The sequence below is a fragment of the Alteromonas sp. 4NH20-0104 genome, from assembly GCF_057547795.1.
The window spans coordinates 15,582-42,221 of the sequence record NZ_BAAJLP010000016.1; the positions used below are offsets into that span (position 1 = coordinate 15,582).

Here is a 26,640-nt window from a genome sequence, read left to right on the forward strand (position 1 = left end):
ATATCTCCAGCCCTTAGTTTGAATGGTGTTGCCAGGCAACCTTTTCAGTATAGACCTGATGGATCACTTCTGGAAAGCGCTCCTCTAAAACGTGACGTTTCACTTTCAGGGTGGGTGTCAGAAGATCGTTTTCAATGGTCCAGGGATCAGCCAGCACAACCAGGTGGTCGAGCCGCTGATGACTCTCAAGCCCCCCATTCACTTTATTCAGCGTATATTGCAACGACGACGTAATTTGATTCTTTGACTGTTCCTGCGCTTCTTCCGATAACACCAGTAGCGCAACAGGTTGTGGCAAGCCTGCACCTGTCACGCAAACCTGCTCAATAAAATTATTCTCCATCAATTTAGCTTCTATGGGGGCGGGCGTTACATATTTGCCTTTGGCGGTTTTAAAAATATCTTTAATCCGGCCAGTAATTGAATAGTAGCCGTCGGCATCCACCGCGGCTTTGTCGCCGGTTCTTAGATACCCGTCTTCGGTAAAGGCTTCATTCGTGCGCTCAGGGTCGAGATAGTACCCCATCATATTACCCGGCGATTTACTCAGTAACTCCTGTTGCTCAGAAAGTTTGAGGGAAACGCTGCCCCAGGGGCGACCTATGCAGCCAATTTTATCTTTGCGGAACGGCAGGCACGCTGTACCCAGCGCAGCATTTTCTGTCATCCCCCACCCTTCGCAGATTTCAATCCCAAGCTTTTCAAACCACGCGGTGATCACCGGTGGTAAGGGGGCCGAACCACTGGCACATAATTTGGTTTCAGACAACCCCAGGCCATGGCGAATTTTCTTTTTAATTAAGGTGCTGACCACCGGTATTCGCAGCAATATATTGAGCTTTTTCTGGGCTAATTTATGCAATATACCGTGCTGGAACTTGGTCCAGAGTCGCGGCACTGACACAAACAAAGTGGGTTGGCACTGCTGAACATCACGCTGAAATGTATCCAGAGACTCTATGAAATAGAGGGTCATCCCGGATTGCAAAGCAGCCATTTCAATCAATACCCGTTCAGTAATGTGGGCCAGCGGTAAATAACTTAACAGCCGGTCCTGTTCACCAAGTGCCAAATCCGTTCTGGCCTGCGCGCCGGCCCAGGCCATTGCGCCATAGGAATGCATCACCCCTTTCGGGCTGCCGGTACTGCCCGACGTGTAGATAATGGTCATCAGTTCGTCAGCGTCAGGGAGTGGACTGTCGTTAAAACTTTCGCAATGACAAAACTCTGCCCAGCTGTACGTAGTTTTTACGCCCGGGTAAGGAAATGCCACCGTGGTAATGCTCTCATCAATGGCGGCCACCTGCCCGGGGCCATCATCCAGCTTACCCACAAAAACTAATTTTGCTTCGGCGTGTCCAAGCACATATCGGATAGTGTCTTCACCGGCGGTAGCGAAAATCGGCACAGAGACATGCCCGGCGAGCATAATTGCCAAATCGGCCATCATCCATTCCGCACAATTTTTAGATAAAATCGCGATACGGCTGCCCTTATCGAGTCCCATATTACTGAGACGCCAGGCCAGCTTGCGCACCTGAGTGGCCACGTCTGCCCAGGAATAGGTGTAGTAACTGCCCTCGACGGGTTGCACCAGACAAGGATGATCCGGGCTATGTCGTTCACGGTAATAAAAACATTCGAGGGGCGACATCACTTGAGGAGATGAGGGTACTGCAGTCGCATCTGACATTGTCATTTCCACCTTTTCTATCTATTGGTTATTATTATTTGTAAAATACTTAACAAAGACTTTACAAAAACAAGGACAATAAAGCTAACGAATTGTGCTTAAATGGGTTAAAACAGTTGTTTTAATCGGGCGGAATTAATCGTGGTTTCCCGTTGTTTAACCCGTTTTTATTGAATCATCAACGGTATCATGTTGATCTAATCTCAATTAGCGACACTACCGTCAGGGATAATAAGAGGAACGTTATGAAAGTCACTATCAATAAACAGGAGTTTGACTACCAGGGGGATCCCAGTATGCCGTTGCTTTGGTTCATCCGTGATGAACTCAAAATGACCGGTACCAAGTATTCCTGCGGTATGGCCCTCTGTGGTGCCTGTACTGTGCACCTGGACGGCGAACCCACCCGCTCTTGCCAGTTACCCATGGCAGCCATTGGTGACAAAGCGGTCACAACCATAGAAGGCCTTTCAGAAGATGGCTCGCACCCGGTCCAGCAGGCCTGGCGTGAACATAATGTACCTCAGTGCGGCTATTGTCAGAGCGGTCAGATGATGCAGGCTGCCTCGCTGGTCAATAAGCAGAAGCCAGTGACTGACGAACAAATCGAATCCCACATGTCGGGTAATATTTGCCGCTGTGGTACCTATCCCCGTATTCGCGCGGCGGTTAAGTCTGCTGCTGAGTCTATTGCTGTGAAGGTGACCGAATGAGTGATTCTACTGTTTCCCAATCCCGCCGGACGTTTCTAAAACGCAGTGTTACAGCCTCAGGCTTTACCCTGGGCGTGGCCTTGTTACCGGCCACTCGTGGGCACGCGATGTTCGCCAACGCGCCCGAGTCTGACAACTTTGCCCCCAACGTTTTCATTAGCTTTGCCGACGATGGCAAAGTGGAAATCACCTGCCACCGCTCAGAGATGGGTCAGCAGGTGCGAACCAGTATCCCACAGATCATGATGGAAGAGCTCGGGGCTGACTGGCAACAGGTCACGATTAAGCAGGCCACCGGAGATGCCAAATACGGCGATCAGAACACGGATGGTTCACGCAGTGTGCGACGCAACTTTCAGCGCCTCCGGGAAGCTGGTGCAACCGCAGCATTAATGCTGTGTACCGCGGCAGCCAAGGGCTGGCAGGTCGACCCATATGAATGTGTCACTGAAAATCACTTTGTTGTGCACAAGCCAACCGGCCGTAAAGTGCCATTTGCCGACGTGGTTGGCGTAGCGGCGAAACTGCCGGTGCCCAAGCAGGGTGATTTAAAACTTAAAGCCCGCGACAACTGGACGCAGATCGGCAAGGCCGTTCCCAGTGTCGATCTGACCGGTATGACAACAGGCACTGCCGTTTATGGCCAGGACATTGTCATGGACAATATGCTCTATGCCGTTATCCAGCGACCGCCGGTGTTATTCAGTAGCATTAAATCTTCCAATCAGGCTGAAGTCAAAAAAATGGCCGGCGTAGTGGATGTTATAGACATGCCTGCCGCGTCAGCTCCGGCACTGTTTAACCCACTTGGTGGTATTGCCGTCCTGGCAACCAATACCTGGCTGGCCTGGCAAGCCTGTAACGCGCTGAAAACTGAGTGGCAAACCAGTGACAATGCCAGTTATAACTCAGATGACTACCAGCAGGCTTTGCTCGACAATGCAGCAAAACCCGGTGAGGTAGTCCGCAAACTGGGCGATTTTGCTCAGGCCACCACCGACGCCGCCAAAGTAGTGGATGCCAGTTACTATGCGCCTCACCTGGCTCAGGCGCCAATGGAACCCCCTGCTGCCACAGCAGTAGTCACCGCAGACAGCGCTGAGATTTGGGCGTGTGTACAATCGCCTCAGACAGCTCGTCAGCAGGTGGCTGGCGCGCTCAAAATGCCGGTTGAAAATGTGACGATTAATGTCACCCTGCTGGGCGGTGGATTCGGACGGAAAGCGAAACCCGATTTTGCCGTGGAAGCCGCTTTACTTGCCAAACAAGCAGGCCGGCCGGTGAAGGTAGTATGGCGTCGTGAAGACGACATTAAACACGGCTATTATCATTCGGTCAGCGGTCAGCGCTTAAGCGCCACGCTCGACGCCGATAATCAGGTTACCGGCTGGTATCACAAAACCGTATTTCCGCCCATTTCATCCACCTTTAATCCGGCTGCGAATAAGCCCAGTGATGGCGAGCTGGATTTGGGCCATCTGGATACGCCTTTTGACGTTCCCAACCTGCAGCTTGAGCGCGGTGAAGCCAATGCTCATGTCCGCATTGGCTGGATGCGCAGTGTGGCAAACGTATACCATGCCTTTGCTAAAGAATCATTTGTTGCCGAGCTCGCCCATCAGACCGAGGTTGACCACAAAGACTTCCTGCTACAGTTGATTGGTAAGGACCGGCATATTGATTTTGCCGCGAGCAATGCCAAATATGGCAACTATGGTGACGACCTCAACGAATATCCGGTAGACACGGCCAGACTGAAAAATGTCATCAATAAAGTGACCGACATGGCAGACTGGGATAAGCGTGAGCAACAGGGCCGCTTTTTAGGTCTGGCAGCGCACCGTTCATTTTTGAGTTATTCAGCAGCGGTAATAGAAGTAAAGGTAAACAGTCGTGGCGAATGGACGATTCCTAAAGCCTGGATAGCGATAGATGCCGGAACCGTGGTGAACCCTGACCATGTTAAAGCACAGTGTGAGGGCGGCCTGATTTACGGTATTAGCTGCGCCATTGGCCAGATAACTGCACTCAATGGGGAAGTTACGCAGAGCAACTTCCACGATTACCTGGTTGCCCGGATGCCGCAAACACCGGTGAGTATTGATGTGGAAATCATTGAAACCGAGGCGCTGCCCGGCGGTGTGGGTGAACCACCAACGCCACCTGCGGCCCCGGCACTGGCCAATGCGCTGTTTGCTGCTACCGGCCAACGATTCCGTAATTTACCGATTCCGTTGAATATCAAAACGGCCTGATAGCGAAAAAACCAACAAGCCCGGTCACTTCCAAATGACCGGGCTTTTTTTGATCCAAATGAATGATTAATCTGGCGGCGACCAGGTTTTACACAGGCATGGCCTGATATCCTCGGCATTCACCGGCCGCGAGAAGAAGAAACCCTGCATACGATAACAGCCATGATTCAATAAATACTGAACCTGCTCGCTGTGCTCTATGCCTTCTGCGATACAGTCCATCTTCAAACTGAGCGCCAGGTTAATAGTGGTTTGAACCAACGCGTTTTCTTCAACACTTTCTTTCACGTCATCGATAAAGCTTTTATCGATTTTAAGCACATCCAGTGGGAACCGGCGCAGGTAACTTAACGAAGAGTAGCCGGTGCCAAAATCGTCCAGTGCCAGTTTAAAACCGGCATCCCTGATACGTTTTAACTCATGTAAGACTTCGTCAGATTTATCAATCAACACACCTTCCGTAATTTCAAAGCGCAGCGCAGAACGGGGTAACCCCGCCTCTTGAAGTCGTTGCTCTATATATTCCAAATCAAAGTGCGTTTTAAAGTGCAGTGCAGACAGATTTATCGAAACATACCCGGTATAGCCTTCTGCGTACCATTGCTGTAAATCTGTGATCGCCGCATCAGTGGCTTTACGCGTAATTTCAATAATATGGCGTAATTCTTCAAGCACCGGAATGAAAGCGGCCGGCGATATCCACTCACCGTTGTAAAAACAGCGTAACAGTAATTCGACGCCCTCGGTCTTCCCGGTTGTAAGGTTAACAATTGGCTGATAATAGTTTTCGAATATTTGCTCTTCATAAGCCGACTTCACCCGGTTTTCCAGTGCCAGTCGTTCTATCGCGCGCTCATTCATTTCCTTGGTGTAATAGATAAACGCACTCAGGGTATTCTTTTTCGCCGTGTACATGGCAACATCCGCCTGTTTCAACAGCTCAGCCGGATCGGTTGCATCATCCGGAAAAAATGAAATGCCAACAGAACAGGACACCCGCAACACTTCTTTGCCGAGTGAAATGGGCGTTTCGATGGACTCAATCAGTTGCGCGACAAAGCTGGAAACTGCCGATTCACTCTCAACCTCTTCCATCACAATAACAAATTCATCGCCGCCTAAACGGGCAACCGTGTCACTTTTTGATGCCTGATTAAGCATGCGGTTGGCGATAACTCTGAGCAGCTTGTCACCGTAGTCATGGCCCAGCGAATCGTTTATGCCTTTAAACCGGTCCAAATCAACAAACAGCACCGCAACGGTATGATGATGAGCGGCAGCAGAGTCAATGGCATGCTCCAGGCGATCGAGCAACAGGCTACGATTCACCAGCCCGGTAAGATTGTCAAAGTTGGCAATTTTAACCAGTTTGCGCTCGGCATTTTTTTGTTCGGTGATATTGGAAATCACCACCAGATAATGAATATCCTCGCCGCTTTTTTCATCCATCATACGATTAATGTCAATCAATACATCATACTGACGTCCATCCGGCATCTGGATACGCTCTTCCCCTTTCCAGACCGCATCATCACTGAGCAGTTTAAGATGCCCCGACAGTTGTGCTTCCAGTTTCGGCACCTGCTGATAGACCCGGTAGAGTTGCCGGTCAAGGCGCTCTTTGTCGCTGATACCAAAGGCTTTCTCAAAAGCCGGATTGGCCGCAACCGGCAAGTGCGAGTCATCAAAGATAACCACCCAGTCACTGGTATGGCGAAACGCATTACCAAACAACTTAACTTGCTGCTGGGCTTGTTTTAACCGCAATATTTGCAGATGACGACTCACCAGGTAAGCACCCAGTAATCCCACCACAATCAGGGCGTAAACCGTGTATGCCAGAGGTGACCAAAATGGCGGATATGCCATGTGAATAGTCAGACTGGCCGGTAAAAGTGTCCGCTCCTGGGCCTGAGACACCGGCATGACCTCAAACCGATAGTCGCCAGCCGCTAAAGAAGGCAATATTACCCGGGTATCCTGGGTAATATCTTCACTCAGAATCTGTTTGCCCTTGCTAAGCACATACTTATATTGCGCGTCTCGATCCTGATGGTACTGAAGGGAAGAAAACTCAATGGTCAGGCCGTAATCATCATGGGACAGCTGCAAATGCGTATTGGCCAGGTTTTGTTTGGGAAGTTTTAATTTTCGCGACGATAACTGGATTCCGGTGATCACCATTTGCCGCGACTCATCCGATAACAGCTGTGATTGTTTGATTTGGTTTAATTGATGGGGGTCAAAAAATACCAGCCCTTTCGGCGAGCCAAACACCATACGGCCATCTTTTAATTTAGCATTGGCCCCCTGGTTGAACTCTGCAATGATGAGCTCCCGGCCGTATTCATACTGCGTAAAAGTAAGCTCGGTGGATGAAAAGCGATGGATGCCGTTGAATGAGCTAAACCAAAAATAGCCGTCATCATCTTCCAGCAGATCGAATAACACAACGGCCTGTCCGAGGGTATCGTGGCCAAAGTGATAACGCTCTTTATAGGTAGTCGCGTCGAGACCAACGAGCCCATAACCGGGGTACCCAACCCACAGTACATGACCGTCGAGATTCACTGCATCCGGCCACAACTCCGTATTAACCATTCGTTCAGGTAAATGGTGTAACTGGCGGGCTTCCTGTGTGTTGATATTAAAACTCCACAACCCATCGTAGGTCGCTAAAAGCAATTCCTGATCATCAAGGGGATTAATACCAATAAAGTTACCGACGGAATTAAACACAATCTGATCTTCGAGGGAGTCCAGGCGTGTCAGGGTCTCAGTGTCAAAGTTATAGCGGTAGAAGTGATTGGCGTAAAAATACAGCTGTCCATCCGCTGCGAATGTGGCGCCGCCCACGTAATCTGCTTCTTCAGGGCTGAGACCAAAGTTCAGACGTTCATAGTCACCGCTCACTTTGTCGAAAAGCAGTATGCCGCTATAGGTAGCAAGCAAGAGCTTGTCTGGCTCGGGCGCTGGCATTATTTTATCAATGGTGTGGATACTATAAGGCTGGGGAATGCCGTCCAGGACCACATAAAACTGACTTTCTCCGCTAACCGGGTCGTAGCGGGTAAGTCCATTATCTGAGCCTATCCACAGCACCTGATCACTGTCTTCATAAATCGACCACACCACATTGTCACTGAGTGGTTGTTTAGCGCCCTGATTTTGTACCACTGTAAAATTGAAGCTACTTGGAGACCAAAACAAAGCACCGTTAAGGTAGGATCCAATCCACAGATTGTTATCTGAAGTCAGCGCAATTGAGCGTACATCAGAGCGTGACAGCGCCACATCCCCGGTGGATGGTTCGAGCACGTAAGAAGACTGCCATCCGTCGTCCGTCCGCACCATTTGTAACAAACCAATGTCTGACCCCAACCAAATTAAATCATTGTTCTGAGTTTCCATATCCCAGATGTTGCGCTCACTGATGAGTAACTTAGCGTCCTTAACCAGACCATCACCGCGAAGTGCCTGCTTAACTGACTCCCAGGGCATAGTAAATAAGCCCGAAACGGTTGCCACCAATAGCTCCCCGCTATCGTCCAGTAGTAACCTTTTGGTGTTACCATTATCCTGGTTAAATTCCATATCAGAACGGTGTTCGAGGTGCTTAAAACTCAGCTTTTGAGCTGAATAATCTGCCAGCATTAATCCTTCGGAGGATGCAATCAGCAACATGTTGTCGACTAACAACATATCCCTTAAATACCGGATACGACCTTTCTCCTCCACATTAATTTCGTAAAGCACCTCGTGTGACGCTCTACTGGTATCGTAAAGCACCACAGACTGTCCGAACAAAATCAACATATCGCCATTGGCTAACTCGATAAATTGCTCTGCGGACTGCTTATAATCGGGGATATCCAGTTGCGGAAGTTCCAGTACGACCCTGAGTTCATTGGTCGCCAAATCCAGCAGATAAAGGCCGCGGTAGTAGGTACTTATCCATAACCGGTTTTTGCTGTCCAGAAACAGTTTTTGAATGGGCGTGGAAGCCAGTAATCCGTCTTCCCCGGCAATATGTTCCACCCGATGGCCGTCAAATCTGTCGAGTCCGCCATCGGTGGCTACCCACAGAAAATTGTCATTATCAATGACCAAATCCTGAATATTGTCTTGTTTAAGACCCTGCTGGGTAGACAAAACGGTCCCCAGCGGTTGCCCTACCAGAGGCTCACTGTTCAGGTTGTCAGCCTGAGCCGTTTGCATCGCCCCAATCACCAGGCAGCAAAACAGCAGACAGCGACACACTTTGGAAAACAACCAACTACTAACCATTAATATCATCAACCTTCCCCGTTTGCCCGGGATATTATTATTTGTTCCTGGAATAATGAAGCTATGCAGTCTGAGGCGTGAATGCCTTATCAGACCTATTATTCATAGCATATAAACGCCATTAATTGTATTTGTTAGGCCTATAAAACGCGGCTTGGGAGTAATTTTTATACATTGGGCGTAAAAATCCCCCTCAACCAGCCGCTCAGCGACTAAAAGTCTCACTATCAGGTATTCATAATTTATAGTCAGGAAAGGGATTAAAACTCACCGGCATCAGCCGGATAATCAGGACTGGTCGAGGGCAATCCGTCCGGTTTTTACCCGTGAACGGCGGATCCCCGGTTGTGGTGCGAGTAAATACAAGTCGCCATTGCGACCAACATAGGTTCGCTTTACCCCCATTTCGCGGGCGACCGTTGCATGGGCTTCAAGATGCTCAGGTTCACCATGCACCGGGATGGCAATCTGTGGTTTGGTCCACTGATACATCAGTTTTAACTCTTCAACACAAGGATGGCCGCTGGCGTGAATGGGCACGTCACTGTGTTCCGATAAAACCACCTGTACGCCTTTTTTATGCAGCTTTTCGAGCAAGCGCTCCACCGCTTTTTCATTACCGGGGATCACGATACTGGAAAAGATAACGGTGTCACCAGCTTCCAGTTCAAAATACGGCGAGGCATCGATTGCCATACGGTTGAGCGCTGCCCGGGGTTCGCCCTGACTACCGGTTGCCACCACCAGCACTTCCTCCGGCGGCAAATAGCCAATATGTGCTTTCTCTATCACTTCCAGATCGTCTGGCCAGTAACCCGTTTTTCTGGCTACGCCCAGCATGTTTTCCAGCGAACGGCCCAACAACGCCAGGTAGCGTCCGGTTTTTTGTGCAATCTTAGCTAACGAAATCAGTCGGGCAATATTACTGCCGAAACAACTCACAACCACCCTGCCGGTGCTTTGTTTAATGACGGTGTTGAGGCCTTCAGCACAAATGCGTTCAGAAATGGAAAAACCCGGTTTAACAGCGTTGGTTGAATCACCCACCAGCGCCAGTAAATTGGTTTCGCCCAGTTGTCGGTAAAGCCCCGCATCGAAAGGCTTCCCGCTAATGGGTTGTGCATCAATTTTCCAGTCTGCAGTATGTAGCACGGTACCTGCTGACGTCGTCAGTAACAACGCCTGAGGCTCAGGAATGGAGTGGGTAATCGCCAGCCACGACAACTTAAAAGGCCCAACGGTAAGTGTTGAGTCTGGTTGCACCACCTGCACGGGCACTTTGCCGGCAAGTCCGGCCTGGCCGAGCTTTCGTTGCAATATTTCTGCGGTAAATGGGGTAGCATAGACCGGGCACCGCAAACGAGGCCACAGCGCCGCCACCGCACCAACATGGTCTTCATGACCATGGGTAATAATCAGCCCGGCCAGTTTATCGCGCTGCTCAACAATAAAAGCCGGATCGGGTGCAACCACATGATGTCTGCTACCGGCATTCGGCTCAATATAGGGGGGGGTAAGAGGTTCATCAAACGTGACACCGCAATCGACCATCAACCACTGGCCATCGTGGCCATACAGATTAAGGTTCATGCCAATCTCACCCGTTCCGCCCAGGGGCAAGAACCACAAATCGTTAGCACCGGGTATTAAGGTTGAAAAGCTTGAAATGGTCTCCTCCTGAGCGCTCTGCTGCCGTCTGTCTGTTGTTGACGAATGTTGCCCGCCGGAATATTTCACCGCGCCAGTTAAAACCGGAGATTACGCGACAATGAACACCGTGATTATGTGGGTATTAACCAAGGATGTCGTTGACTTTAATCAGTAAAGTCAACACATCCTGGTTCTTAGTACGATGAATGCAGATTATAGTTCAGCTCAGGCGAGCTTCTCTGCAAAGTCTTCCGGTGCCATAAGTTCGCTTTCTTCCGCTGGCATAGGGGCAATGATGACATTGAGGAAGTCACGGGATAATCCACCTGTCCAGCGTGCCAGCCAGACGTCCAGACTAATTGATTTTGGTTCGCAGTGCTCCCACTCCTGGTCGGCCCACATGCTGGCCAGGCTGGCAGTCGGCCAAACCGGTACCCCTTCCTCATCGTCTGAGGTTAGCATGACGCAGCCATCGGCATCATTAAGAATAAATAACTCACCCTGCTCTTTCACGGTAGCAAAAAACGTTGCCAGGCGTTGATCGGCATTGAGGTTAATAAATTCGTCGTCTTTGAGCATTGTTGTTCTCTTTATATTCATTTCAGGCTGAGCATTCCGCTCTGTTTAACTGTCCTGGGTAAAGTGTTGACTCACCACACTTACCACATCAGGTACAATCGATCGTCTGACAGACTTCATGTAATACATATAAAGCTTACACTGTGCATGGGTAAAATGATCAATGCAACGTACATTTTCCAATCCCCACTGAGACCAGTCCAGGCCCACGGGCAACACAGCTACCCCGCCCTCCTGCTGCAATGTGGCTAAGGCCAGACGCAGCGAGTTAGTGGTGAACTTGGCATCGCGGTATTCGGTAAAACGGGTCAACAATTCATCGCGGGCTTTGCTTCCCCAGTCTATCGACACAAACTGTTCCGGTGCCGTATCCACTTCAACCTGATTAATACTGAACAACCCCAGAGGTATGGCCTTGAGGAGTTGTCCGGTAAATTCTTCCGATTTAAGCGGCTCGCTGGAAAAAGCAATATCAATACTGCGGTCGTGCAGCTGCCGGGAAATCTGCTCAGAAGGCAAGACCTCCGCTTTTATCGCCCACTCGGGAAACGCAGCGTGGATTTGCCTGAGTAATTCCGGCATCCAGATTTCATTATTTAACTGGCCAGCCCCGCATACCAGATACTCGCCGGCTTCACGTTGCAGTTCTTGCTTAGCTTGTTGCAACGTAGCACTAAGCTGCTCAGCATAAGGTAACAAGCGCTCACCAGCAGGTGTAAGCTGGATACTATTACGATGGCGCACAAACAAGGTCGTATGGAAATACTCTTCCAACTGCTTGATTCGGGCACTTACCGCCGACTGGGTTAGATATAAATTCTCGGCAGCTTTGCCGAAATGACGTGTTTTTACAACTTCTACAAATGTGGTCAGAAAACGAATGTCCATGCTTATACGTACTATGACTCTCGTCCATACGCATAAGCTGGCATAAGTTGCCCGTAAAGTAAAATAAAAACGTGCTGGGAAGCACGTTTTTATTTAGCGCCTATTCGAAAGTATCGTGCTGAGCACGCCGCTGTTTATCGCGTCGCTGTAACGCCTTCTTTTTGTCTTTCATAGATTGCTGACGTTTATGGTCTTTGCGGTGATCACCGCTATCCTCGTCATCTACCGAGTCCCATTCTTCCCGCTGGTAACGATAGTCTTTACTCATTGTCTTCTCTGGTTTGGTTGAACACTAACCTAGTTATTATTCCTCGCTGTTAAAAAATAGGAAATGAATAGTTTTTATCGTCACGACAAACTTTATTTCTGATTGTTTTTTAACCAACCCGGGTATTCCTGCCTCACATCGTCGCTGGTTAAACGGACTCATCCCAGCTCTGCAAGGGGCTGTGAAGCCCTTACCATGACTGGTTTACACCGTTAATTTTCTGCGCAGAAAGATGGCAGTTTTGTGAAACAATTTTTTTTATTGTGAAGGCAAAAATTTTTTGTTTTTCATTTGCTGTTTTATAAATTAAAAGTGCACGAAATTACTCAACTAAGAGAATTCGTATCATGAAGACGACAGATATACGTGTACCAGCAAAGCAATTTATTGACCGCCAGCACTTTCCTTACGGTTTCCGTAAGTCAGGCGACTTTAGTATTCCTGAAGCCGATGTACTGAGTGCCTATGGCAAAAGCCTGGCCGGTTTGGAATCCGGCGAACTGAGCCCTGAAAACGCCGAAGAACAACGCTTCATTGCGGTGTTAAAAGGCGAAGAGCAAGCCTCCAGCCTGCTGGAGAAAGCCTGGTTGAAATACATCAGACTGGCGCGTAACCGCAAGCAATTTTACACCTTACACAGTTCAGCAAGTAATCAGTCTGATTACGATGAAGATTATTCTGACGACGAGTTTGATGTAGCTTAACAGGCACCGCCGTATACCCGTCATTCATCATACACCCGTCGGCAGTCAACCGACTGCCGGCTGTCTTTTTTTATATCTCCTGTCTACACTCACAGTAAAGACGAGATCAAGACCATCATCTGAGCGTTTTATTGATCCGTCCGGTGCGCCACACCTTATCAATTTGTGTCCGATTAGTTTGCTAAGCCAGGCGTGATGATAAGTAAAGCAAGGAGGTAATTATGGAAACGCGTTTCTCGCAATTAAGTCATTATTCTATTCATGCAACAGACGGCGACATTGGCGCTTGTCAGGATCTTCTGATTGACGATGAACAGTGGATCGTCAGATACATTGTCGCCGACACCAATACCTGGTTGCCGTTAAGCCGCAAGGTGGTCATTACGCCAATATCGATTGATAATCTGCAAGCCGACGAAGAAACCATGGCTGTTTCCCTTACCCGCGAAGCGTTAAAAAACAGCCCTTCTCTTGAGGAGCACCAGCCAGTTTCCCGCGAATACGAATCGTTGTTTTATCAGTATTTTGGTTACGGATACTACTGGACAGGTCCGGGCGCTTGGGGCGAGTACGCCCATCCGCTGGAGCTGGTCAATAGTGACATCGAAGACCACATAGCCGAGCGGAAAGACAACTCTCACCTGCGTTCCTGCGACGAGTTAACCGGCTATACCATAGCCCTGAGCGATGCTCAGACAGGTCATGTTGAAGACTTTATCATTCAGCTCCCGCAATGGTCGGTCAGCCATTTAATCATCAACTTAAACGATTGGTTACCCGGCGGTAAACGGGTCAAAATAGACAGCCGGCACATCAGGCACATTGACTGGGCCGGTCATGTAATAGAGTTGGATATCAGTAAAAAAGAACTTGAGGGCGCGGTGAGTGCAGACTAATCGTCTGCACAGAAGAAACCGTACAACAGATTCATAATCTGAATAATACGATTGTCCGCCAGACGGTAATAAATAGTTTGGCCACTGCGGCGGGTCGCAACAAACTCGGCTTCACGGAGTAACGCCAGATGCTGCGACAGGACCGGTTGCGTCACCGGCACATCGTCGAGTAATTCGGTTACCGAGCGTTCGCCCTCCAGCAGAGAACAAAGCACCATTAGCCGCGTCTTATTGGAGAGTTGTTTTAAAAATTGCTCAGCTTCTTCGGAGCGGCTAAGCATTTGCGTTGGATCCATAGCTATTACCTTGTATTGTTCAGGCTGACTGCACGCTATGGGCATATTGAACGCCAAAGCGTTCGCCTAAGCAAGTACTGGTTATCATTTAATATCACAAAATTGGCGTTAGTTATCTCATTAACAATTGCTGTTGACAAGAACAACCCTCAATATTAGCTTTAGCTAATATAATTTCATTGTACAAGAGGATACCATGCTATTAACCATTCCTGAGCGTTTAGCGGCCATTGAGCCCGCACCACGCAAGATTACGGCTGCAGAAGCCGCCAAAGAACGTGCCGAGCTTAATGGCTATGTCATTGACGTCAGAGAACCGGCGGAACATGCCAACTCACCGGCAAACGGCGCAATCAATATTCCCCGCGGCGTACTGGAAATGAAAATGCTGGAACTGGTTAAAGATCCCGGCACCCCCATATTTCTCCACTGTGCTTCCGGTGCCCGGGCCATGCTAGCTGCCGAACAGCTTGCGAAAATGGGTTACCAGCACGTAGCGGTAATGACTTGCGATGTTCCGACCATTCAAAAGGCATTTAACTAATCTGAGAACCGGTGTAAGCTCGCAAAAAACAATAAGCTGATGGCTTAAGTCAGTTTTTCGTGGAGTTTACCCGGTATGTTAAAAGCCACCCTTGAACAGTGGCGCATGTTTAAGGCCGTCGTCGAAGCCGGCGGTTTTAATCAGGCCGCTGAGCAGGTCCATAAAAGTCAGTCCAGTATTCACCATGCGGTGCAAAAGCTGGAACATGCCCTTGATCTCACGCTATTTCTGAACGAAGGTCGCCGGGTCACGCTAACCGAGGCCGGTGAGCTGATGTACCGCCGGGCCTGTTTCCTGCTGGAAGAAGCCCACAAAATAGAAAGCGTCGCCAGCAGTCTGACTTCCGGCATAGAAACCTATTTGCGTGTAGCAGCGGATATTATCTTCCCGCCACAAATGCTTTACCACGCCTTAAACAAGGTATCCCAGGAATACCCATTACTGCGTATCGAGCTGATGGAGACCGTATTGAATGGCGCCAACACTCTGCTGAAGGATGGCGATGTTGATATTGGCATTTCCCCATTCCCCTACCCTAATGGCTTTAGTGAAGACCTGTGTGATATTGAGTTTATTGCCGTTGCTCACCCGTCGCACCCGTTACACGAATTAAACCGCACCCTGAACCTCGATGATTTAAAAAGTTACCGCCAGATTGTGGTTCGCGACTCGTCCACCGAGCGCAAGGCTGAATCAGGCTGGCTGGGCGCTGAGCAACGCTGGACGGTTAGTCACGTACGCACCTCCATTGATATCATCAGTCAGGGCCTCGGTTTTGCCTGGTTACCCCTTGCAATTATCAGCGATAAACTTGAAGATGGCATCTTAAAGCCACTTCCCATGGAACAAGGCGGTCTGCGCAAGGCCATGTTACACCTGTGTTTTGCTGATGGTGATCGGCTCGGTCCGGCCGCCCGGGCATTCATTGGTGAGTTACGTTATCAAACTATGCTGCTACCCAGTGCAGACTCACTCGAAAACAACTGATCAAAAAGATTTTGTCAACACTGATGAACTTAATGTAACCCATTGTCGTATCAGTTAAATTGACCAAAAAACCGACTTACAAGGATGCGATAATGTTAACCGTACTTTTAGTGGATGATGACGCGGAATTTACCGATGTTGCCTGCACAATTATTGAATTTCTTGGTCACGAAGTATTAACCGCGTCAACGCTCGCCGAAGCCCGCGACTGGCTTTCAAAAGAAACCTTTGATCATATTCTGTTGGATTTTATGTTGCCGGATGGATCAGGTTTGCACCTGATGGAGTCTCTGCAACCTGAGCAGCAAACCCGCGTTACTTTGATCACCGGACACCCTTCGGTGAAAGGGATCATCAAAGATATGTGCGGTCCCAATATCGACTATCTGGTTAAACCCATTCAACGGGAAGACTTAGAGTCTGTGCTAAAAGGCAAGAAGCAACCTGCTAACAAGCGCGCAACTACCGCAATAACCAAACACTTTGGCCAACTGATCGGCGAATCAGCACCGATGCAGGAGCTGTACAAACTGATTGGTCGGGTGAGTAAGACTAAAGCTAACGTGATGTTGTTGGGTGAAAGTGGCGTGGGTAAAGAAGTCGTCGCAGCGGCTATCCACGAAGCGTCGGAATGCGAAGGCACTTATGTGGCCACCAACTGCGGCGCATTTTCAAAAGAGCTTATCGGCAGCGAGCTGTTTGGGCATGAAAAAGGCGCATTTACCGGCGCTGTGGGGCGCAAGGAGGGCGTGTTCGAGCAAGCTGAAAACGGCACTCTGTTCCTCGACGAAATTACCGAAATGCCCATTGATATGCAGCCCAACTTATTGCGGGTACTGGAAAATAAAGTGGTGATTCGGGTTGGCGGTACCAAGGCGATGCCAGTCAATTGCCGGGTGGTGTCAGCCACTAACCGCAACATGGAAGAAATAGCAGAAAGTAAGGTGCTGCGCGAAGACATCTATTTTCGACTGGCCGTCTTCCCGATTACTATACCGCCGCTGCGGGAACGTAAAGAGGATATCCCTCTGCTCGCAGAGTATTTTATTAACCAGTTAAATGAAGAGAACGACAGTCAGTTCCGCTGGCAGGCCGTTCAGCTGGAAAAATTACAAACCTATGATTGGCCCGGCAATGTTCGCGAATTACGCCATTTTGTTCACCGTGCGGCCATTATGAGCGATCCACAAGGTACTGATATCGAATTACCCAAAACCATTGAGTCACCTTTTGCTAAAAAACAGACGCTGTCGACTGGGCTAAAAGCAGGCCGAACCATCGAAGAAGTTGAAAAAGAGTTAATTTACGCCACCTTAGAAAAAGTAGATGGCAATAAAACCACGGCGGCAGAAATGCTTGGGATCAGCACAAAAACCTTGTATAACCGCTTACATGCCTATGGCGATTTAAACAGCGATTCGGAATAACACGATATGGATGAAGGTGAATTTGCACAATTACAAAAGGCTGTGCACGATGCCCGCCGGCCTTTAAACCGCATAACCATGCAGTCTGAACTTATCAAACTAGCCCTCGAGGGGGCGGTGCCTCCGGACAAAGCCATGGCGGCGCTGGATAAAATTATTGCAGGATGTAAGGACTGCAGTGACAGTCTCAGCGACATGGTGGCCGGGTTTTCACCGAATAACAACGATGCAGGCAGTTCTATAGAATGAAGACCTTAATCCGCAATACAGCGTCTTCGATATTGCTGGTTACCCTGGTCATCATAGTGATAGCCGCAAATTCTACGTATACCATTCATACCATGGATGAGCTGGCGTCACTGGAGCGGCGGCTCTTTACGACCAATCAGGTTATCAATTCGATTAATACCCTCCACCTTGCCGTGCTGCGAACCGAATCCGGTCAGCGCGGCTTTTTATTAGCCGACCGGGAACGCTACCTGGTTGACTATGAAAAGACCCTCGATAAAGTTAACAACATCATAGAGCAGGTGGAAGCCAACGCTATCCGCTCAGATTTTACCGAGCAGGAAGTCCGTCTTCAGCAACTGATTGATCTATCGAAAGCCAAGCTGTCTGAGCTCATTGAAACGGTCGAACTGACCCGTCAGGGCCGCAAGGATGAAGCCCTTGCTATTTTTCAGTCGGATGTCGGACTGGCGCTTTACCGAGAATTCGAAAACGTGTTCGCCGACATTGTCGGGCAGGAATACGAATTACAACAACAGCACATTGACTCACTGCTCAAACTCCGCTCAGACTCGGTGACCAACCTGATCATCTCCTCGCTAACCACTGGCTTGCTGGTGATCAGTATTTTTGTGTTGCTGCGCATGAATATCCGGGAAACCATCAGACACAGGCGTGAGCTGCAACAACATAATCTGGTACTGGAATCCCGGGTAAAAGAGCGCACCGTAGAACTGCAGGTGTTCGCCGAAGAATTGTCCCGCAGTAATCGCGAGCTCGAGGACTTTGCATTTGTTGCCTCCCATGACTTACAGGAACCACTGCGTAAAATTCGAGCTTTTGGTAACCGGATCAGCACCGGTTATGGAGACGCACTGGATGAACGTGGGCAGGACTTTTTGCGCCGCATGCTCAATGCCGCCGAACGCATGTCCATGCTCATCAGTGATCTGTTGTCCTTCTCACGGGTCACTACCCGTGGTAAGGACTTTGAGGAGACAGATTTAAATGAGATCGTGCGTTCCGTGCTTGAAGATCTCGAAATCACCATTGAGGAGTCTCAGGCCAACATCGAAATTGATACTTTGCCGGTTATGAAAGCAGACGCCTCACAAATGAACCAGCTGTTTCTGAACTTGCTGTCGAATGCGCTGAAATTTACCAAGCCTGACCAGCCGCCACACATTACCCTGGGCTACGAAGCTATCGACGACAACGAGGCGGAAACGCTACATTTATTACCGGGACTGAGCTGGTTCAAACTCACCTTACAAGACAATGGCATTGGTTTTGAGCAAACCTTTGCCGAGAAGATTTTTGCCCCGTTCCAACGCTTACACGGGCGTTCTGAATACAAAGGTACCGGTATTGGCCTGGCCGTTTGCCGACGCATTATCGAACGCCATAATGGTACCATCGAAGCCTTTAGTGAGCCCGGACAGGGAGCGAAATTCGAACTTTTCCTGCCTGAAGACGGCCAACCATTTACTAATTTGCAACAACAGGGAGTGATAAGCCATGCCGAATAGTAGCTTACCCATAACGATATTAATGGCCGATGATGACGAAGACGACAGATTGCTGGCGTTCGACGCGTTAAAGGAAGGCCGGGTACTCAACAACTTACACTGTGTTGAGGACGGCATTGAACTGCTTGAATACCTGCGACGGGAAGGTAAATTTTCCGATCCGGCATCCTCGCCCCGGCCAAGCTTAATTTTACTGGATTTGAATATGCCCCGCATGGATGGCCGGGAAGCATTACAGCATATCAAGGCAGACCCCAACTTACGCAGTATCCCGGTTGTGATCCTGACGACCTCAAAAGAAGAGGAAGACATGGTCAGAGGCTATGACCTCGGTGCAGCGTCATACATTACCAAGCCGGTCAACTTTGAAGGGCTGGTGGATCTGATGCGCGCTATCGGCCGCTACTGGATAGAGTTTGTTGAACTTCCCCACAATAAATAGGCATTGATGACCCATGACTGACCACGTCCGCATATTGCTGGTTGAAGATGACGAAGACGATTATTTTCTAACTGCTGATTCACTCTCGCAATGTCAGTCGCCGGTGTTCGACCTGGTATGGGCCAAAAACGGTGAAGAGGCTATCGAGCACCTCAAAACGGATGCTTTCGATTTATGTTTGCTCGATTACCTGCTGGGCCAGGAAAACGCCATGGACGTCCTGGAAAAATTAAAAGGGTTATCGGTTACCATACCGGTGGTTGTGCTGACAGGACAGGCCGACAGCATTGTTGACGATCGGGTGATGCGGGCCGGCGCCGAGGACTTCCTAACGAAAGCCGAAATCGACACCCCACGTTTTATGCGCACTATTCGCTACGCGCTGGTGCGGCGTGAAATTGAAACCGAGCGCCTGGAACGTAATCGCATCGAACAGCAAAATAAAGCCAAGGATAAATTTCTGGCCCACCTCGGCCATGAGCTCAGAACGCCGCTGGCCTCCATTCTTGGCTACACCGAACTGTTGCTGGATAGTCCCGGCAATGAACGGATTAACGGTGAGCTGTCGACCATTTTTAATAACAGTAAACACTTATTAAGCCTGCTCAACGACCTGCTGGATATGTCGCGGATCATGGCAAACAAGTTAGAATTGGTACCACAGCCCCTTAATCTGAATGGCTTTTTAACCGACCTCTACAGCCTTATGGTGATGCAAGCCAGTGAAAAAGGCCTGGTGTTAACCGTTAGCGCTAATTCGTTAATTCCCGAGTATATCAAGGTCGATCCTACGCGCTTAAGACAAATCCTCATCAACCTGGTCAATAACGCCATTAAGTTTACCGCCACCGGCGAAGTAGCCATTAACGTTGAATACGACAAGGCCAGCGAGCGGGTGTGCTTTTCCGTCAAAGATACCGGCATTGGCATGCCGCAGGATAAGCTTGAAACTATTTTTAAACCCTTCGAACAAATCGAGGATTTGATCCACGCTAACCATGGCGGCGCCGGCCTGGGACTGGCCATTTCCAATGAGTTAGTCAGCCGTATGGGCGGGCAAATTAAGGTCGAGTCCCGTCAGGGCGAAGGCAGTCGATTTTGGTTTTGTATAAAAGCCGAAGGCAGCATGGAACAAAATCTTATCCAGTTGAATTTGGAAGCCCCGGCACGTCCTCCAACGCAGTTTAAAATTAACCAACAACTCGATGGCCGCGTGCTCATTGTTGATGACTTACGGGAAATACGCCGGCTCACCGGCCGCCTGGTCAGCATGAGTCAGGCTCAGGTTACTTATGCCCAAAACGGTGCCGATGCACTGGAGAAAATCCGCAGTGCTGAACACAACGAACAGCCTTTTCACCTGGTGCTGATGGATATTCATATGCCGGTGATGAACGGGATTGATTGCTTAAAGGCCATGCGTTCGTCAGGCATTCAAACGCCGGTAGTAGCCGTAACGGCCGCCAGCCGCAAGGGACTCAGAGAATCCCTGCTAGCCGAAGGTTTCGACAATGTCATAGCCAAACCCATCGATCGCAAGGATCTCAGTGAAGTGCTCAGTACTTTCCTGTTGCCTGCCAGCCAGCCCGCGCCAGCCAAAGAGGTCACTGGGGCGCAGCAAAAATCTTCCCTTTTAGTGGTTGAAGATGATGAAGACGCCGCCGAACTAATGAGCCTGCTGCTTAACTCACTCAACTACGAAGCAGATATTGCACTCAACGGCCAGCAAGCGTTGGCGAAAATTGCCCGGGCCCCTGAACATTATGCCCATGTGCTGATGGATCTTCACTTGCCGGATACTGACGGCTACGAGCTTGCCGCAGCGATCAATGAAGTCGCTCCGGCGTTAACAGTCACCATTATTAGTGGCGCTGAACCCGACAAAGACCGGCTCACCGACCTGCCGGTGACTCAGGTATTGCTCAAGCCGGTTAGTAAAGATGATTTAGCCATGCTGAATTTTTGAAATTACTGATCGGCAAGATTTACAATAAGTGTGGTATCAACCGTTAGGATAACGCTTAAATTATCAAAAAAATAATTAAAAATCATAATCTTAGTATAAATTTAAATACTGGCATATCCGTTGCTATCTTCTCTGTATACAACGTACTACTTCTGATAATGACGTGAACAGGACGAAGATAATGGAAATGCAACTTTTAGTCAGATTATTCAGCGACGCCACTTTGGTCAGGGCATTAATCTTTGCCGTCGTCACCACCTGTATGCTAACCGGCTGTGCTGGTTCCAACATGACTGCTACCCCTTATAAAGCGGCTGCTACGGCCGGCGAGGAAGGCTACTCTTCACATCGTCTTTCTGAAGATAAATATAAAATTCTGTTTAAGGCGAATCCGGCCACCAGTGAACAGACGATGAAACAATACAGCCAGCAACGGGCACAGGAGATTGGGTTACAGCAGGATTATACCTGGTACCGTATCGTTTCCAGTGAGTCAGTTTCCATGCCGGCGATGACTGACCAACAGGTTCTCACAGCAGCGCCCCAGTCAAACACTGTTGATGGCGCTGTAACCGGAGAGGTCGACGCCACGGCTTTACCTGCTAATCAGCAGTGCACGATGTCGGGATGTGAGCAAGTAACAACACCCAATCCGGTTGCTGGCGAAGTAACAGATACCGGTGTGCAGTTTTACGCGATGACGATCCAGTTTGGTCGTTTCAAACCGCTCCCACAAGATGCTATCCCACTAAGATAAGTATTTTTTAGGTCAGAAAAGCTAAGGTGTAAATGTGGTTATGTCGAACACCGAAAAATGTGCCATCAAAATGTTTAAAGACCTTTTCAACAAAGGCGCTGAGTTATACCAAACGGCTCAGCAAAATACCCTGCATCACCAACAGCGGGCATGCCTGCGGGTATTACGCGCCGAAAAGCTCCGCGCTCTGCGCCTTATGGAAGCAGAAGGCAACAGCCAGCATGATTACTCCCTATCGGAAGAGGCAGGGCAACTATTTCAGTCCATGCGGGAGCATTATCCCTCGATTCGTCATGTCAGCGATTTTATTGAAATAGAGCAACGCCTGCTGGCGAGTCTGAAGGAAAACCTCAGCGCACTGCCCCCCTCCCCGCTGTCGTTAAATTTACGCACCATTGCAACCCGTCACCAGCAATGTCTGGAAAAGCTCAGTCGCGAACTCGCCGGCCATTCAGACAACTGAGCCGGTGGGTATCTTCCCCACGGTTATTACCTAAAGTCCTTCAACCACGGTGTTTTTGGCAACTAAAATTAACGCGACAGTGCAGTCTTTTTATCGTAAGCTACTGAAATTATGTAAGTCCTGCCACTCGCCGAGTCAATTTACACAGAACAGTGTTGAGGAGAAATCATGGAAGAACAACATAACGCCCCGCAGAATGAAAAGCGGCGATTAGGCGGATGGTTAATTTTAGTCGGACTGGGTGTGGTATTTTCCCCTGTGCGGCTGCTAATGACTACGCTGCCTGCCTATCAACCGTTGCTGCAAAGCGATGTCTGGTCAGCGCTTACCAGTGAGGATTCTCCCGCGTATCACCCGTTATGGGGGCCGCTGCTGGTTGGCGAAATTACGGTAAATCTGGGGATCTTTCTGGCATCGCTGTATTTAATCTATTTGTTTTTTACCCGACACTGGCTGTTCCCCTCTTTTTACATAGGTATTGTACTGACCTCACTGGTGTTTATCCCCGCTGATGCCTGGTTGGTCTCCATCGTGCTACCGGAACAACCCATGTTTGACGCCAACACCACCCGCGAGTTGGTTCGAACACTGATTGGAGCTCTCATCTGGATCCCCTATATGCTCATGTCAGAGCGTGTTAAGACGACCTTTGTTAAAGACGATGAGGGCGCACCGCCGGCGTTACCGGCGGTGCCATCTCACTAAACCAAAACGGCGCCTTCAAGGCGCCGTTTATCGATAATCTCGTGCGGTTCTATTTGCCCGCCCGGGCTAGTCTGGTCACAATCAGGTATGCTTCAAATTTGCCTGATTGGCGTTTTCCACCCAGTCCAGATCCTTAGTTTGTTCATCCAGCGTGCCTTTGGCATCTTCTAAAAACACTTTACAGAAATAATCCACGCAAGGATGCATTTCTCGGTAGCGTTCTAACTGAATTTCCATTTCTTCCATGGCATTGGAAAACTCATGATTCGATTTAGCCAGTTCATAGTCACACTTCAAATAAGCACATAACACATCAGCCGCTTTGGCTAAGCGTACATGCACGTCATTTTTATCCTGTAAAATCAGTGGTTCGTAACTCGACTGCAGCGGTTCAGGCAGCGTTTTAATCAGCATCTGCTCAAACCGACGTTCTAGTTTTTTAATTGCCTGAGTCGTTTCCGGATCGTGATATTTTACCGGACTGGGGATATCACTCATTCCCGCAATTTCACTGCCTTCATGAAAAATTGCCATCGCCGCGACCCGGTCCGGCTCAATGGCTTCACCATAGACCTCTTTAGCAATCACACCGAGCATGTGAGCAATCACCGCTGCCTCGTAAATATGGGTAGACAACATTTCTGACTGAAACTGTGCCATAAGCGGCCAGCGTTTCACATTGCGCGCGCGCTGCATAAGACCGATAAAGGCGGAATGACTGTTAGCCATGAGTTCTCCAGGTGAATTTTGCCAATAAAACCAGATCCTAAACCTTATTGCCGGCGATGTCAGCCTGCCCCTGTTGGTTAGTCTGTAAAAAATGCACTCACTCCTGTAACGAATTGTCACCCCTCCTCTGACAGCTCAGCACAGAATTAAATTTAACCATATTTATCAACAACATAGACATTGGCACAAGATAAGCATATATCATTGTGACATTAGATGAAATTAAAGGAGACATCATGTTAGGTTGGGCAATTACATTTTTTATCATTGCCATCATCGCAGCAGTTTTCGGTTTTGGTGGAATCGCAGGTGCAGCAACTGGTATCGCACAGTTTCTGTTCTTCTTATTTGTAGTATTACTGGTTATCTCTTTGGTTGCTGGCGCCATTCGCGGCAAAGCCCCAAGAGCTTAGTAAATTACAGACTCAATAACCAATCAGGGAGATTATTATGAAAACGTTGAAATTACTTGATGTACTGAAAATGACCGTTATCGCAGCATTCGCATGTTCTGTTATTGCCTGTGGCGACGGTGAAGCCGAAGATGCTGGTGAAGCAATCGATGAGGCAGTAACCGATGCAGGTAATGCCGTAGAAGACGCCTGTGAAGACGTTAAAGAAGGCGTGGAAGCAGAAGACGACGATTGTTAATCTGCTGCCACTAAAGAAGGGCAATGTGCCACCACACTCTGTGGTCGCCCATTGCCCTTTTTGCATTTAATGCTTTTTACTTTTCTTATCCAGCACGCCCATGGCAAAAGCCGAAATAACAAATGTTAAATGGATAAGGACATACCACATTAACTTATCGTTTTCGATATTCTTGGCGTTCATAAAAATTTTGAGTAAATGAATCGACGATATCGCCACAATTGATGCAGCAACTTTGCTTTTTAAAGTCCCGGTGTCCAGGGTTCCCAGCCACGCCAGTTTTTCCGTGCCTTCCTTTAAATCAATGCTCGACACAAAATTCTCATAGCTGGTGAACATCACCATGACAATCAGTCCTGACACCAGGGCGATATCAATTAACGACAATACCACCAGCACAATATCGGCTTCGCTGATTTCAAGTACATGGGGTAGCAGATGAAAAATTTCCTGAAAAAACTTAATGCCAAGGGCAATAAGTGCCAGCGACAAACCAAAATAGATCGGCGCCAGTAACCAACGCGATGCGTACATAACACGCTCAATTAACACTTCCAAACCAGGCCTCCTGCGTTGGAAAAACATACTTGTAAGAGAATAAATAATAGCGTCTGCCACTGAGCACGCAGTGGCTTAGCAGACAGCGCTGAATGTCAGCCGCTCTGGCAGTGCCAGGGCGGCATAATTTTATCAGAGCCGTAAATTTTGAGGTATCTTTTCTTTTGCCTGTCCGCTGTCCGGCAAATCAATGCTCCTGTCGGCCTTAATCGTCTTCAATGACGAGGTCCATCCAAACCAGTCGATGATCCGAACTGCTCTGGCGGTCTTTCACCAGACGGTATAGTGACGACGATTCCGACGGCCAGAATACCCCGCCCCCCTGTACTTTCAGGCCTTGTGAAGAAGGTAATACATAATCAGCACGAGCCCCCCAGTAAGCGGTATAACGGCTGCTGAATGGCTCCTCTGTCGCTTCACTGCCGCCCTCACTTTGCGGGATCAGGCTGCTGTTAACCAAAGGATGATGGGTTAGCTGTTCAATCACGCCCGGCCGGTGCTTTTCGCCTATGTCGGCGGCATTGAAATCACCCACCAATACAAAGCGCGAACCTTCAAAACCACCTTTTTTGCCGTTGTCATCATAGATGTAGTCTGCCCGCTCAGGTGACAAGTAATCAGCCATCAGACGGATTTCATCATGATTCCGCTTACCATTACGGTCTTCCGGCCCGTCAAAGGTTGGCGGCGTAGGATGCATGGCCAGTATGTGAAGAACTTCGCCATTAATCGAAACCGGAATATCCCAGTGTGATTTAGAACTGAGCCTTACCGCTGACCACTCCTGCGGGGTAAACCAGGGGTCATCGGTGGCCGGGTCACTGATCTTTAGTGCGCCAGGCATATCGCGCCACAAAAAGCGCTGAAAAGTACGCACCGCTGCCACATCAATCGGATAACGGGAAAGCAACGCCATACCAAACTGACCGGGATACATCCCCCAGCCATAGGCATCACCGGCATTTCCGGTTTGCTTGCCGTTGTTGTCTAAATCAAAGGGCGTCGCCACACCGGTATTCACCGGCGCTATATACTGATAAGGGTAATCAATTGCTGCCTGACCATGCTGACTTTTATTCAGGTACTTACTGACAAACAGCGAGATGGCCGTGGGCGTTGCACTCGGGTAATAGTCAAATTCGTTGAGCAGAATAATGTCGGGGGCCACCCGTTGGATAATTTCGGCAATATTGCGAATTTGCGGATGCTCGCCTGACTGTAACAGGGTCAGTAAAACGTCACCGGAGTTGGCTGAGACCCCTTTCGGTTGATAATTACTGGCCTCCATGCTGACATTGAAAGTTGCAACACGCAACGTATCGGCGTAAACATAATGCAGGGAGAAAAAAGCCAGCAGTAGTGTGAAAAGCGTTTTATTCATAAACATGGACGATAGCAAACAGAAAGGCTTAGTGTACGCTAAAT

At 49.0% G+C, this 26,640-nt stretch carries 26 protein-coding genes; 16 read left to right on the forward strand and 10 right to left on the reverse strand.

What is annotated here, in order from left to right; genetic code table 11:
- Positions 1–13 precede the first annotated feature (13 nt).
- Positions 14–1,699: an AMP-binding protein gene (locus AC27IB_RS12585; protein ID WP_296046661.1), complete on the reverse strand. Its 1,686-nt coding sequence runs from the start codon at positions 1,697–1,699 to the stop codon at positions 14–16.
- Positions 1,700–1,938: 239 nt separating this feature from the next.
- On the opposite strand from AC27IB_RS12585, the gene AC27IB_RS12590 reads away from it, so the two are divergent.
- Both AC27IB_RS12590 and AC27IB_RS12595 read left to right on the forward strand, forming a co-directional pair.
- Positions 1,939–2,406, forward strand: coding sequence for a (2Fe-2S)-binding protein (locus AC27IB_RS12590; protein WP_296046660.1), 468 nt, complete (start codon positions 1,939–1,941; stop codon positions 2,404–2,406).
- Positions 2,403–4,661 carry a xanthine dehydrogenase family protein molybdopterin-binding subunit gene (locus AC27IB_RS12595; protein ID WP_296046658.1) on the forward strand — a complete coding sequence of 753 codons (2,259 nt, stop codon included), beginning with the start codon at positions 2,403–2,405 and terminating at the stop codon, positions 4,659–4,661. Before AC27IB_RS12590 ends, AC27IB_RS12595 begins: the two co-directional genes overlap by 4 nt.
- A 66-nt stretch (positions 4,662–4,727) precedes the next feature.
- Here AC27IB_RS12595 and AC27IB_RS12600 read toward each other — a convergent pair whose 3' ends face one another.
- The 5 genes from AC27IB_RS12600 to AC27IB_RS12620 form a co-directional block, all read right to left on the reverse strand.
- Positions 4,728–8,957 carry an EAL domain-containing protein gene (locus tag AC27IB_RS12600; protein WP_487121279.1) on the reverse strand — a complete coding sequence of 1,410 codons (4,230 nt, stop codon included), beginning with the start codon at positions 8,955–8,957 and terminating at the stop codon, positions 4,728–4,730.
- Between the two features lie 279 nt (positions 8,958–9,236).
- Positions 9,237–10,538 (reverse strand): ribonuclease J, encoded by a 1,302-nt coding sequence (locus AC27IB_RS12605; protein WP_296051549.1) that lies wholly within the window; start codon positions 10,536–10,538, stop codon positions 9,237–9,239.
- A 285-nt stretch (positions 10,539–10,823) separates the two neighbouring features.
- Positions 10,824–11,177 carry a DUF2750 domain-containing protein gene (locus AC27IB_RS12610; RefSeq protein WP_296051546.1) on the reverse strand — a complete coding sequence of 118 codons (354 nt, stop codon included), beginning with the start codon at positions 11,175–11,177 and terminating at the stop codon, positions 10,824–10,826.
- A gap of 45 nt (positions 11,178–11,222) precedes the next feature.
- Entirely contained in the window at positions 11,223–12,065 is an 843-nt protein-coding gene (locus AC27IB_RS12615) for a LysR family transcriptional regulator (RefSeq protein ID WP_296051544.1), read from the reverse strand.
- Positions 12,066–12,165: 100 nt separating this feature from the next.
- Positions 12,166–12,333, reverse strand: coding sequence for a hypothetical protein (locus AC27IB_RS12620; protein ID WP_296051541.1), 168 nt, complete (start codon positions 12,331–12,333; stop codon positions 12,166–12,168).
- A 347-nt stretch (positions 12,334–12,680) separates the two neighbouring features.
- Here AC27IB_RS12620 and AC27IB_RS12625 point away from each other — a divergent pair, with 347 nt between their 5' ends.
- Both AC27IB_RS12625 and AC27IB_RS12630 read left to right on the forward strand, forming a co-directional pair.
- Positions 12,681–13,037 carry a MaoP family protein gene (locus tag AC27IB_RS12625; protein WP_296051540.1) on the forward strand — a complete coding sequence of 119 codons (357 nt, stop codon included), beginning with the start codon at positions 12,681–12,683 and terminating at the stop codon, positions 13,035–13,037.
- Positions 13,038–13,258: 221 nt separating this feature from the next.
- Positions 13,259–13,933: a PRC-barrel domain containing protein gene (locus AC27IB_RS12630; RefSeq protein WP_296051538.1), complete on the forward strand. Its 675-nt coding sequence runs from the start codon at positions 13,259–13,261 to the stop codon at positions 13,931–13,933.
- Here AC27IB_RS12630 and AC27IB_RS12635 read toward each other — a convergent pair.
- Complete coding sequence (locus AC27IB_RS12635) at positions 13,930–14,229, reverse strand: ArsR/SmtB family transcription factor (RefSeq protein ID WP_123323223.1); 300 nt, start codon at positions 14,227–14,229, stop codon at positions 13,930–13,932. The genes AC27IB_RS12630 and AC27IB_RS12635 overlap by 4 nt on opposite strands.
- 196 nt (positions 14,230–14,425) lie before the next feature.
- Here AC27IB_RS12635 and AC27IB_RS12640 point away from each other — a divergent pair, with 196 nt between their 5' ends.
- From AC27IB_RS12640 to AC27IB_RS12685, 10 genes are all read left to right on the forward strand, one after another.
- The gene (locus tag AC27IB_RS12640; RefSeq protein ID WP_487121283.1) at positions 14,426–14,773 is read left to right on the forward strand and encodes a rhodanese-like domain-containing protein; all 348 of its coding nucleotides are present in this window, start codon (positions 14,426–14,428) and stop codon (positions 14,771–14,773) included.
- A gap of 75 nt (positions 14,774–14,848) precedes the next feature.
- Positions 14,849–15,760, forward strand: coding sequence for a LysR family transcriptional regulator (locus AC27IB_RS12645; RefSeq protein WP_296051530.1), 912 nt, complete (start codon positions 14,849–14,851; stop codon positions 15,758–15,760).
- Between the two features lie 92 nt (positions 15,761–15,852).
- Positions 15,853–17,187, forward strand: a complete 1,335-nt coding sequence (locus tag AC27IB_RS12650; protein WP_296051528.1) for a sigma-54-dependent transcriptional regulator — start codon at positions 15,853–15,855, stop codon at positions 17,185–17,187.
- 6 nt (positions 17,188–17,193) lie between these two features.
- The gene (locus tag AC27IB_RS12655) at positions 17,194–17,436 is read left to right on the forward strand and encodes a hypothetical protein (protein ID WP_296051526.1); all 243 of its coding nucleotides are present in this window, start codon (positions 17,194–17,196) and stop codon (positions 17,434–17,436) included.
- Positions 17,433–18,944 (forward strand): sensor histidine kinase, encoded by a 1,512-nt coding sequence (locus AC27IB_RS12660; RefSeq protein WP_487121284.1) that lies wholly within the window; start codon positions 17,433–17,435, stop codon positions 18,942–18,944. Before AC27IB_RS12655 ends, AC27IB_RS12660 begins: the two co-directional genes overlap by 4 nt.
- Positions 18,934–19,386: a response regulator gene (locus AC27IB_RS12665; protein WP_296051523.1), complete on the forward strand. Its 453-nt coding sequence runs from the start codon at positions 18,934–18,936 to the stop codon at positions 19,384–19,386. The genes AC27IB_RS12660 and AC27IB_RS12665 overlap by 11 nt, the downstream gene beginning before the upstream one ends.
- Positions 19,387–19,399: 13 nt before the next feature.
- The gene (locus AC27IB_RS12670) at positions 19,400–21,352 is read left to right on the forward strand and encodes a response regulator (protein WP_487121286.1); all 1,953 of its coding nucleotides are present in this window, start codon (positions 19,400–19,402) and stop codon (positions 21,350–21,352) included.
- A gap of 181 nt (positions 21,353–21,533) precedes the next feature.
- Complete coding sequence (locus tag AC27IB_RS12675; protein ID WP_487121288.1) at positions 21,534–22,109, forward strand: CC0125/CC1285 family lipoprotein; 576 nt, start codon at positions 21,534–21,536, stop codon at positions 22,107–22,109.
- Between the two features lie 40 nt (positions 22,110–22,149).
- Positions 22,150–22,572 (forward strand): hypothetical protein, encoded by a 423-nt coding sequence (locus tag AC27IB_RS12680; RefSeq protein ID WP_487121290.1) that lies wholly within the window; start codon positions 22,150–22,152, stop codon positions 22,570–22,572.
- A gap of 168 nt (positions 22,573–22,740) precedes the next feature.
- Complete coding sequence (locus AC27IB_RS12685) at positions 22,741–23,277, forward strand: DUF2569 domain-containing protein (protein ID WP_487121292.1); 537 nt, start codon at positions 22,741–22,743, stop codon at positions 23,275–23,277.
- An 81-nt stretch (positions 23,278–23,358) separates the two neighbouring features.
- Here the strand turns inward: AC27IB_RS12685 and yfbR are convergent, their stop codons facing one another.
- Positions 23,359–24,006, reverse strand: coding sequence for a 5'-deoxynucleotidase (gene yfbR, locus AC27IB_RS12690; protein WP_296053556.1), 648 nt, complete (start codon positions 24,004–24,006; stop codon positions 23,359–23,361).
- Positions 24,007–24,242: 236 nt separating this feature from the next.
- Here yfbR and AC27IB_RS12695 point away from each other — a divergent pair, with 236 nt between their 5' ends.
- Complete coding sequence (locus AC27IB_RS12695) at positions 24,243–24,419, forward strand: DUF1328 family protein (protein WP_296053567.1); 177 nt, start codon at positions 24,243–24,245, stop codon at positions 24,417–24,419.
- A 37-nt stretch (positions 24,420–24,456) separates the two neighbouring features.
- Positions 24,457–24,657, forward strand: a complete 201-nt coding sequence (locus AC27IB_RS12700; protein ID WP_296053569.1) for a hypothetical protein — start codon at positions 24,457–24,459, stop codon at positions 24,655–24,657.
- Positions 24,658–24,723: 66 nt separating this feature from the next.
- Here the strand turns inward: AC27IB_RS12700 and AC27IB_RS12705 are convergent, their stop codons facing one another.
- Both AC27IB_RS12705 and AC27IB_RS12710 read right to left on the reverse strand, forming a co-directional pair.
- Complete coding sequence (locus AC27IB_RS12705; protein ID WP_296053557.1) at positions 24,724–25,215, reverse strand: TIGR00645 family protein; 492 nt, start codon at positions 25,213–25,215, stop codon at positions 24,724–24,726.
- Between the two features lie 205 nt (positions 25,216–25,420).
- On the reverse strand, positions 25,421–26,602 hold the full coding sequence (locus tag AC27IB_RS12710; RefSeq protein WP_487121295.1) for an endonuclease/exonuclease/phosphatase family protein: 1,182 nt from the start codon (positions 26,600–26,602) through the stop codon (positions 25,421–25,423).
- Positions 26,603–26,640 lie beyond the last annotated feature (38 nt).

Coding starts and splice junctions, on each gene's coding strand:
- AC27IB_RS12625 (WP_296051540.1), top strand. CDS start 12,681: ATGAAGACGACAGATATACGTGTACCAGCAAAGCAATTTATTGACCGC.
- AC27IB_RS12585 (WP_296046661.1), bottom strand. CDS start 1,699: ATGACAATGTCAGATGCGACTGCAGTACCCTCATCTCCTCAAGTGATG.
- AC27IB_RS12635 (WP_123323223.1), bottom strand. CDS start 14,229: ATGGATCCAACGCAAATGCTTAGCCGCTCCGAAGAAGCTGAGCAATTT.
- AC27IB_RS12695 (WP_296053567.1), top strand. CDS start 24,243: ATGTTAGGTTGGGCAATTACATTTTTTATCATTGCCATCATCGCAGCA.
- AC27IB_RS12655 (WP_296051526.1), top strand. CDS start 17,194: ATGGATGAAGGTGAATTTGCACAATTACAAAAGGCTGTGCACGATGCC.
- AC27IB_RS12600 (WP_487121279.1), bottom strand. CDS start 8,957: ATGATATTAATGGTTAGTAGTTGGTTGTTTTCCAAAGTGTGTCGCTGT.
- AC27IB_RS12620 (WP_296051541.1), bottom strand. CDS start 12,333: ATGAGTAAAGACTATCGTTACCAGCGGGAAGAATGGGACTCGGTAGAT.
- AC27IB_RS12680 (WP_487121290.1), top strand. CDS start 22,150: ATGTCGAACACCGAAAAATGTGCCATCAAAATGTTTAAAGACCTTTTC.
- AC27IB_RS12685 (WP_487121292.1), top strand. CDS start 22,741: ATGGAAGAACAACATAACGCCCCGCAGAATGAAAAGCGGCGATTAGGC.
- AC27IB_RS12660 (WP_487121284.1), top strand. CDS start 17,433: ATGAAGACCTTAATCCGCAATACAGCGTCTTCGATATTGCTGGTTACC.
- AC27IB_RS12590 (WP_296046660.1), top strand. CDS start 1,939: ATGAAAGTCACTATCAATAAACAGGAGTTTGACTACCAGGGGGATCCC.
- AC27IB_RS12700 (WP_296053569.1), top strand. CDS start 24,457: ATGAAAACGTTGAAATTACTTGATGTACTGAAAATGACCGTTATCGCA.
- AC27IB_RS12670 (WP_487121286.1), top strand. CDS start 19,400: ATGACTGACCACGTCCGCATATTGCTGGTTGAAGATGACGAAGACGAT.
- AC27IB_RS12610 (WP_296051546.1), bottom strand. CDS start 11,177: ATGCTCAAAGACGACGAATTTATTAACCTCAATGCCGATCAACGCCTG.
- AC27IB_RS12650 (WP_296051528.1), top strand. CDS start 15,853: ATGTTAACCGTACTTTTAGTGGATGATGACGCGGAATTTACCGATGTT.
- AC27IB_RS12595 (WP_296046658.1), top strand. CDS start 2,403: ATGAGTGATTCTACTGTTTCCCAATCCCGCCGGACGTTTCTAAAACGC.
- AC27IB_RS12710 (WP_487121295.1), bottom strand. CDS start 26,602: ATGTTTATGAATAAAACGCTTTTCACACTACTGCTGGCTTTTTTCTCC.
- AC27IB_RS12645 (WP_296051530.1), top strand. CDS start 14,849: ATGTTAAAAGCCACCCTTGAACAGTGGCGCATGTTTAAGGCCGTCGTC.
- AC27IB_RS12640 (WP_487121283.1), top strand. CDS start 14,426: ATGCTATTAACCATTCCTGAGCGTTTAGCGGCCATTGAGCCCGCACCA.
- AC27IB_RS12605 (WP_296051549.1), bottom strand. CDS start 10,538: ATGAACCTTAATCTGTATGGCCACGATGGCCAGTGGTTGATGGTCGAT.
- AC27IB_RS12665 (WP_296051523.1), top strand. CDS start 18,934: ATGCCGAATAGTAGCTTACCCATAACGATATTAATGGCCGATGATGAC.
- AC27IB_RS12615 (WP_296051544.1), bottom strand. CDS start 12,065: ATGGACATTCGTTTTCTGACCACATTTGTAGAAGTTGTAAAAACACGT.
- AC27IB_RS12630 (WP_296051538.1), top strand. CDS start 13,259: ATGGAAACGCGTTTCTCGCAATTAAGTCATTATTCTATTCATGCAACA.
- AC27IB_RS12675 (WP_487121288.1), top strand. CDS start 21,534: ATGGAAATGCAACTTTTAGTCAGATTATTCAGCGACGCCACTTTGGTC.
- yfbR (WP_296053556.1), bottom strand. CDS start 24,006: ATGGCTAACAGTCATTCCGCCTTTATCGGTCTTATGCAGCGCGCGCGC.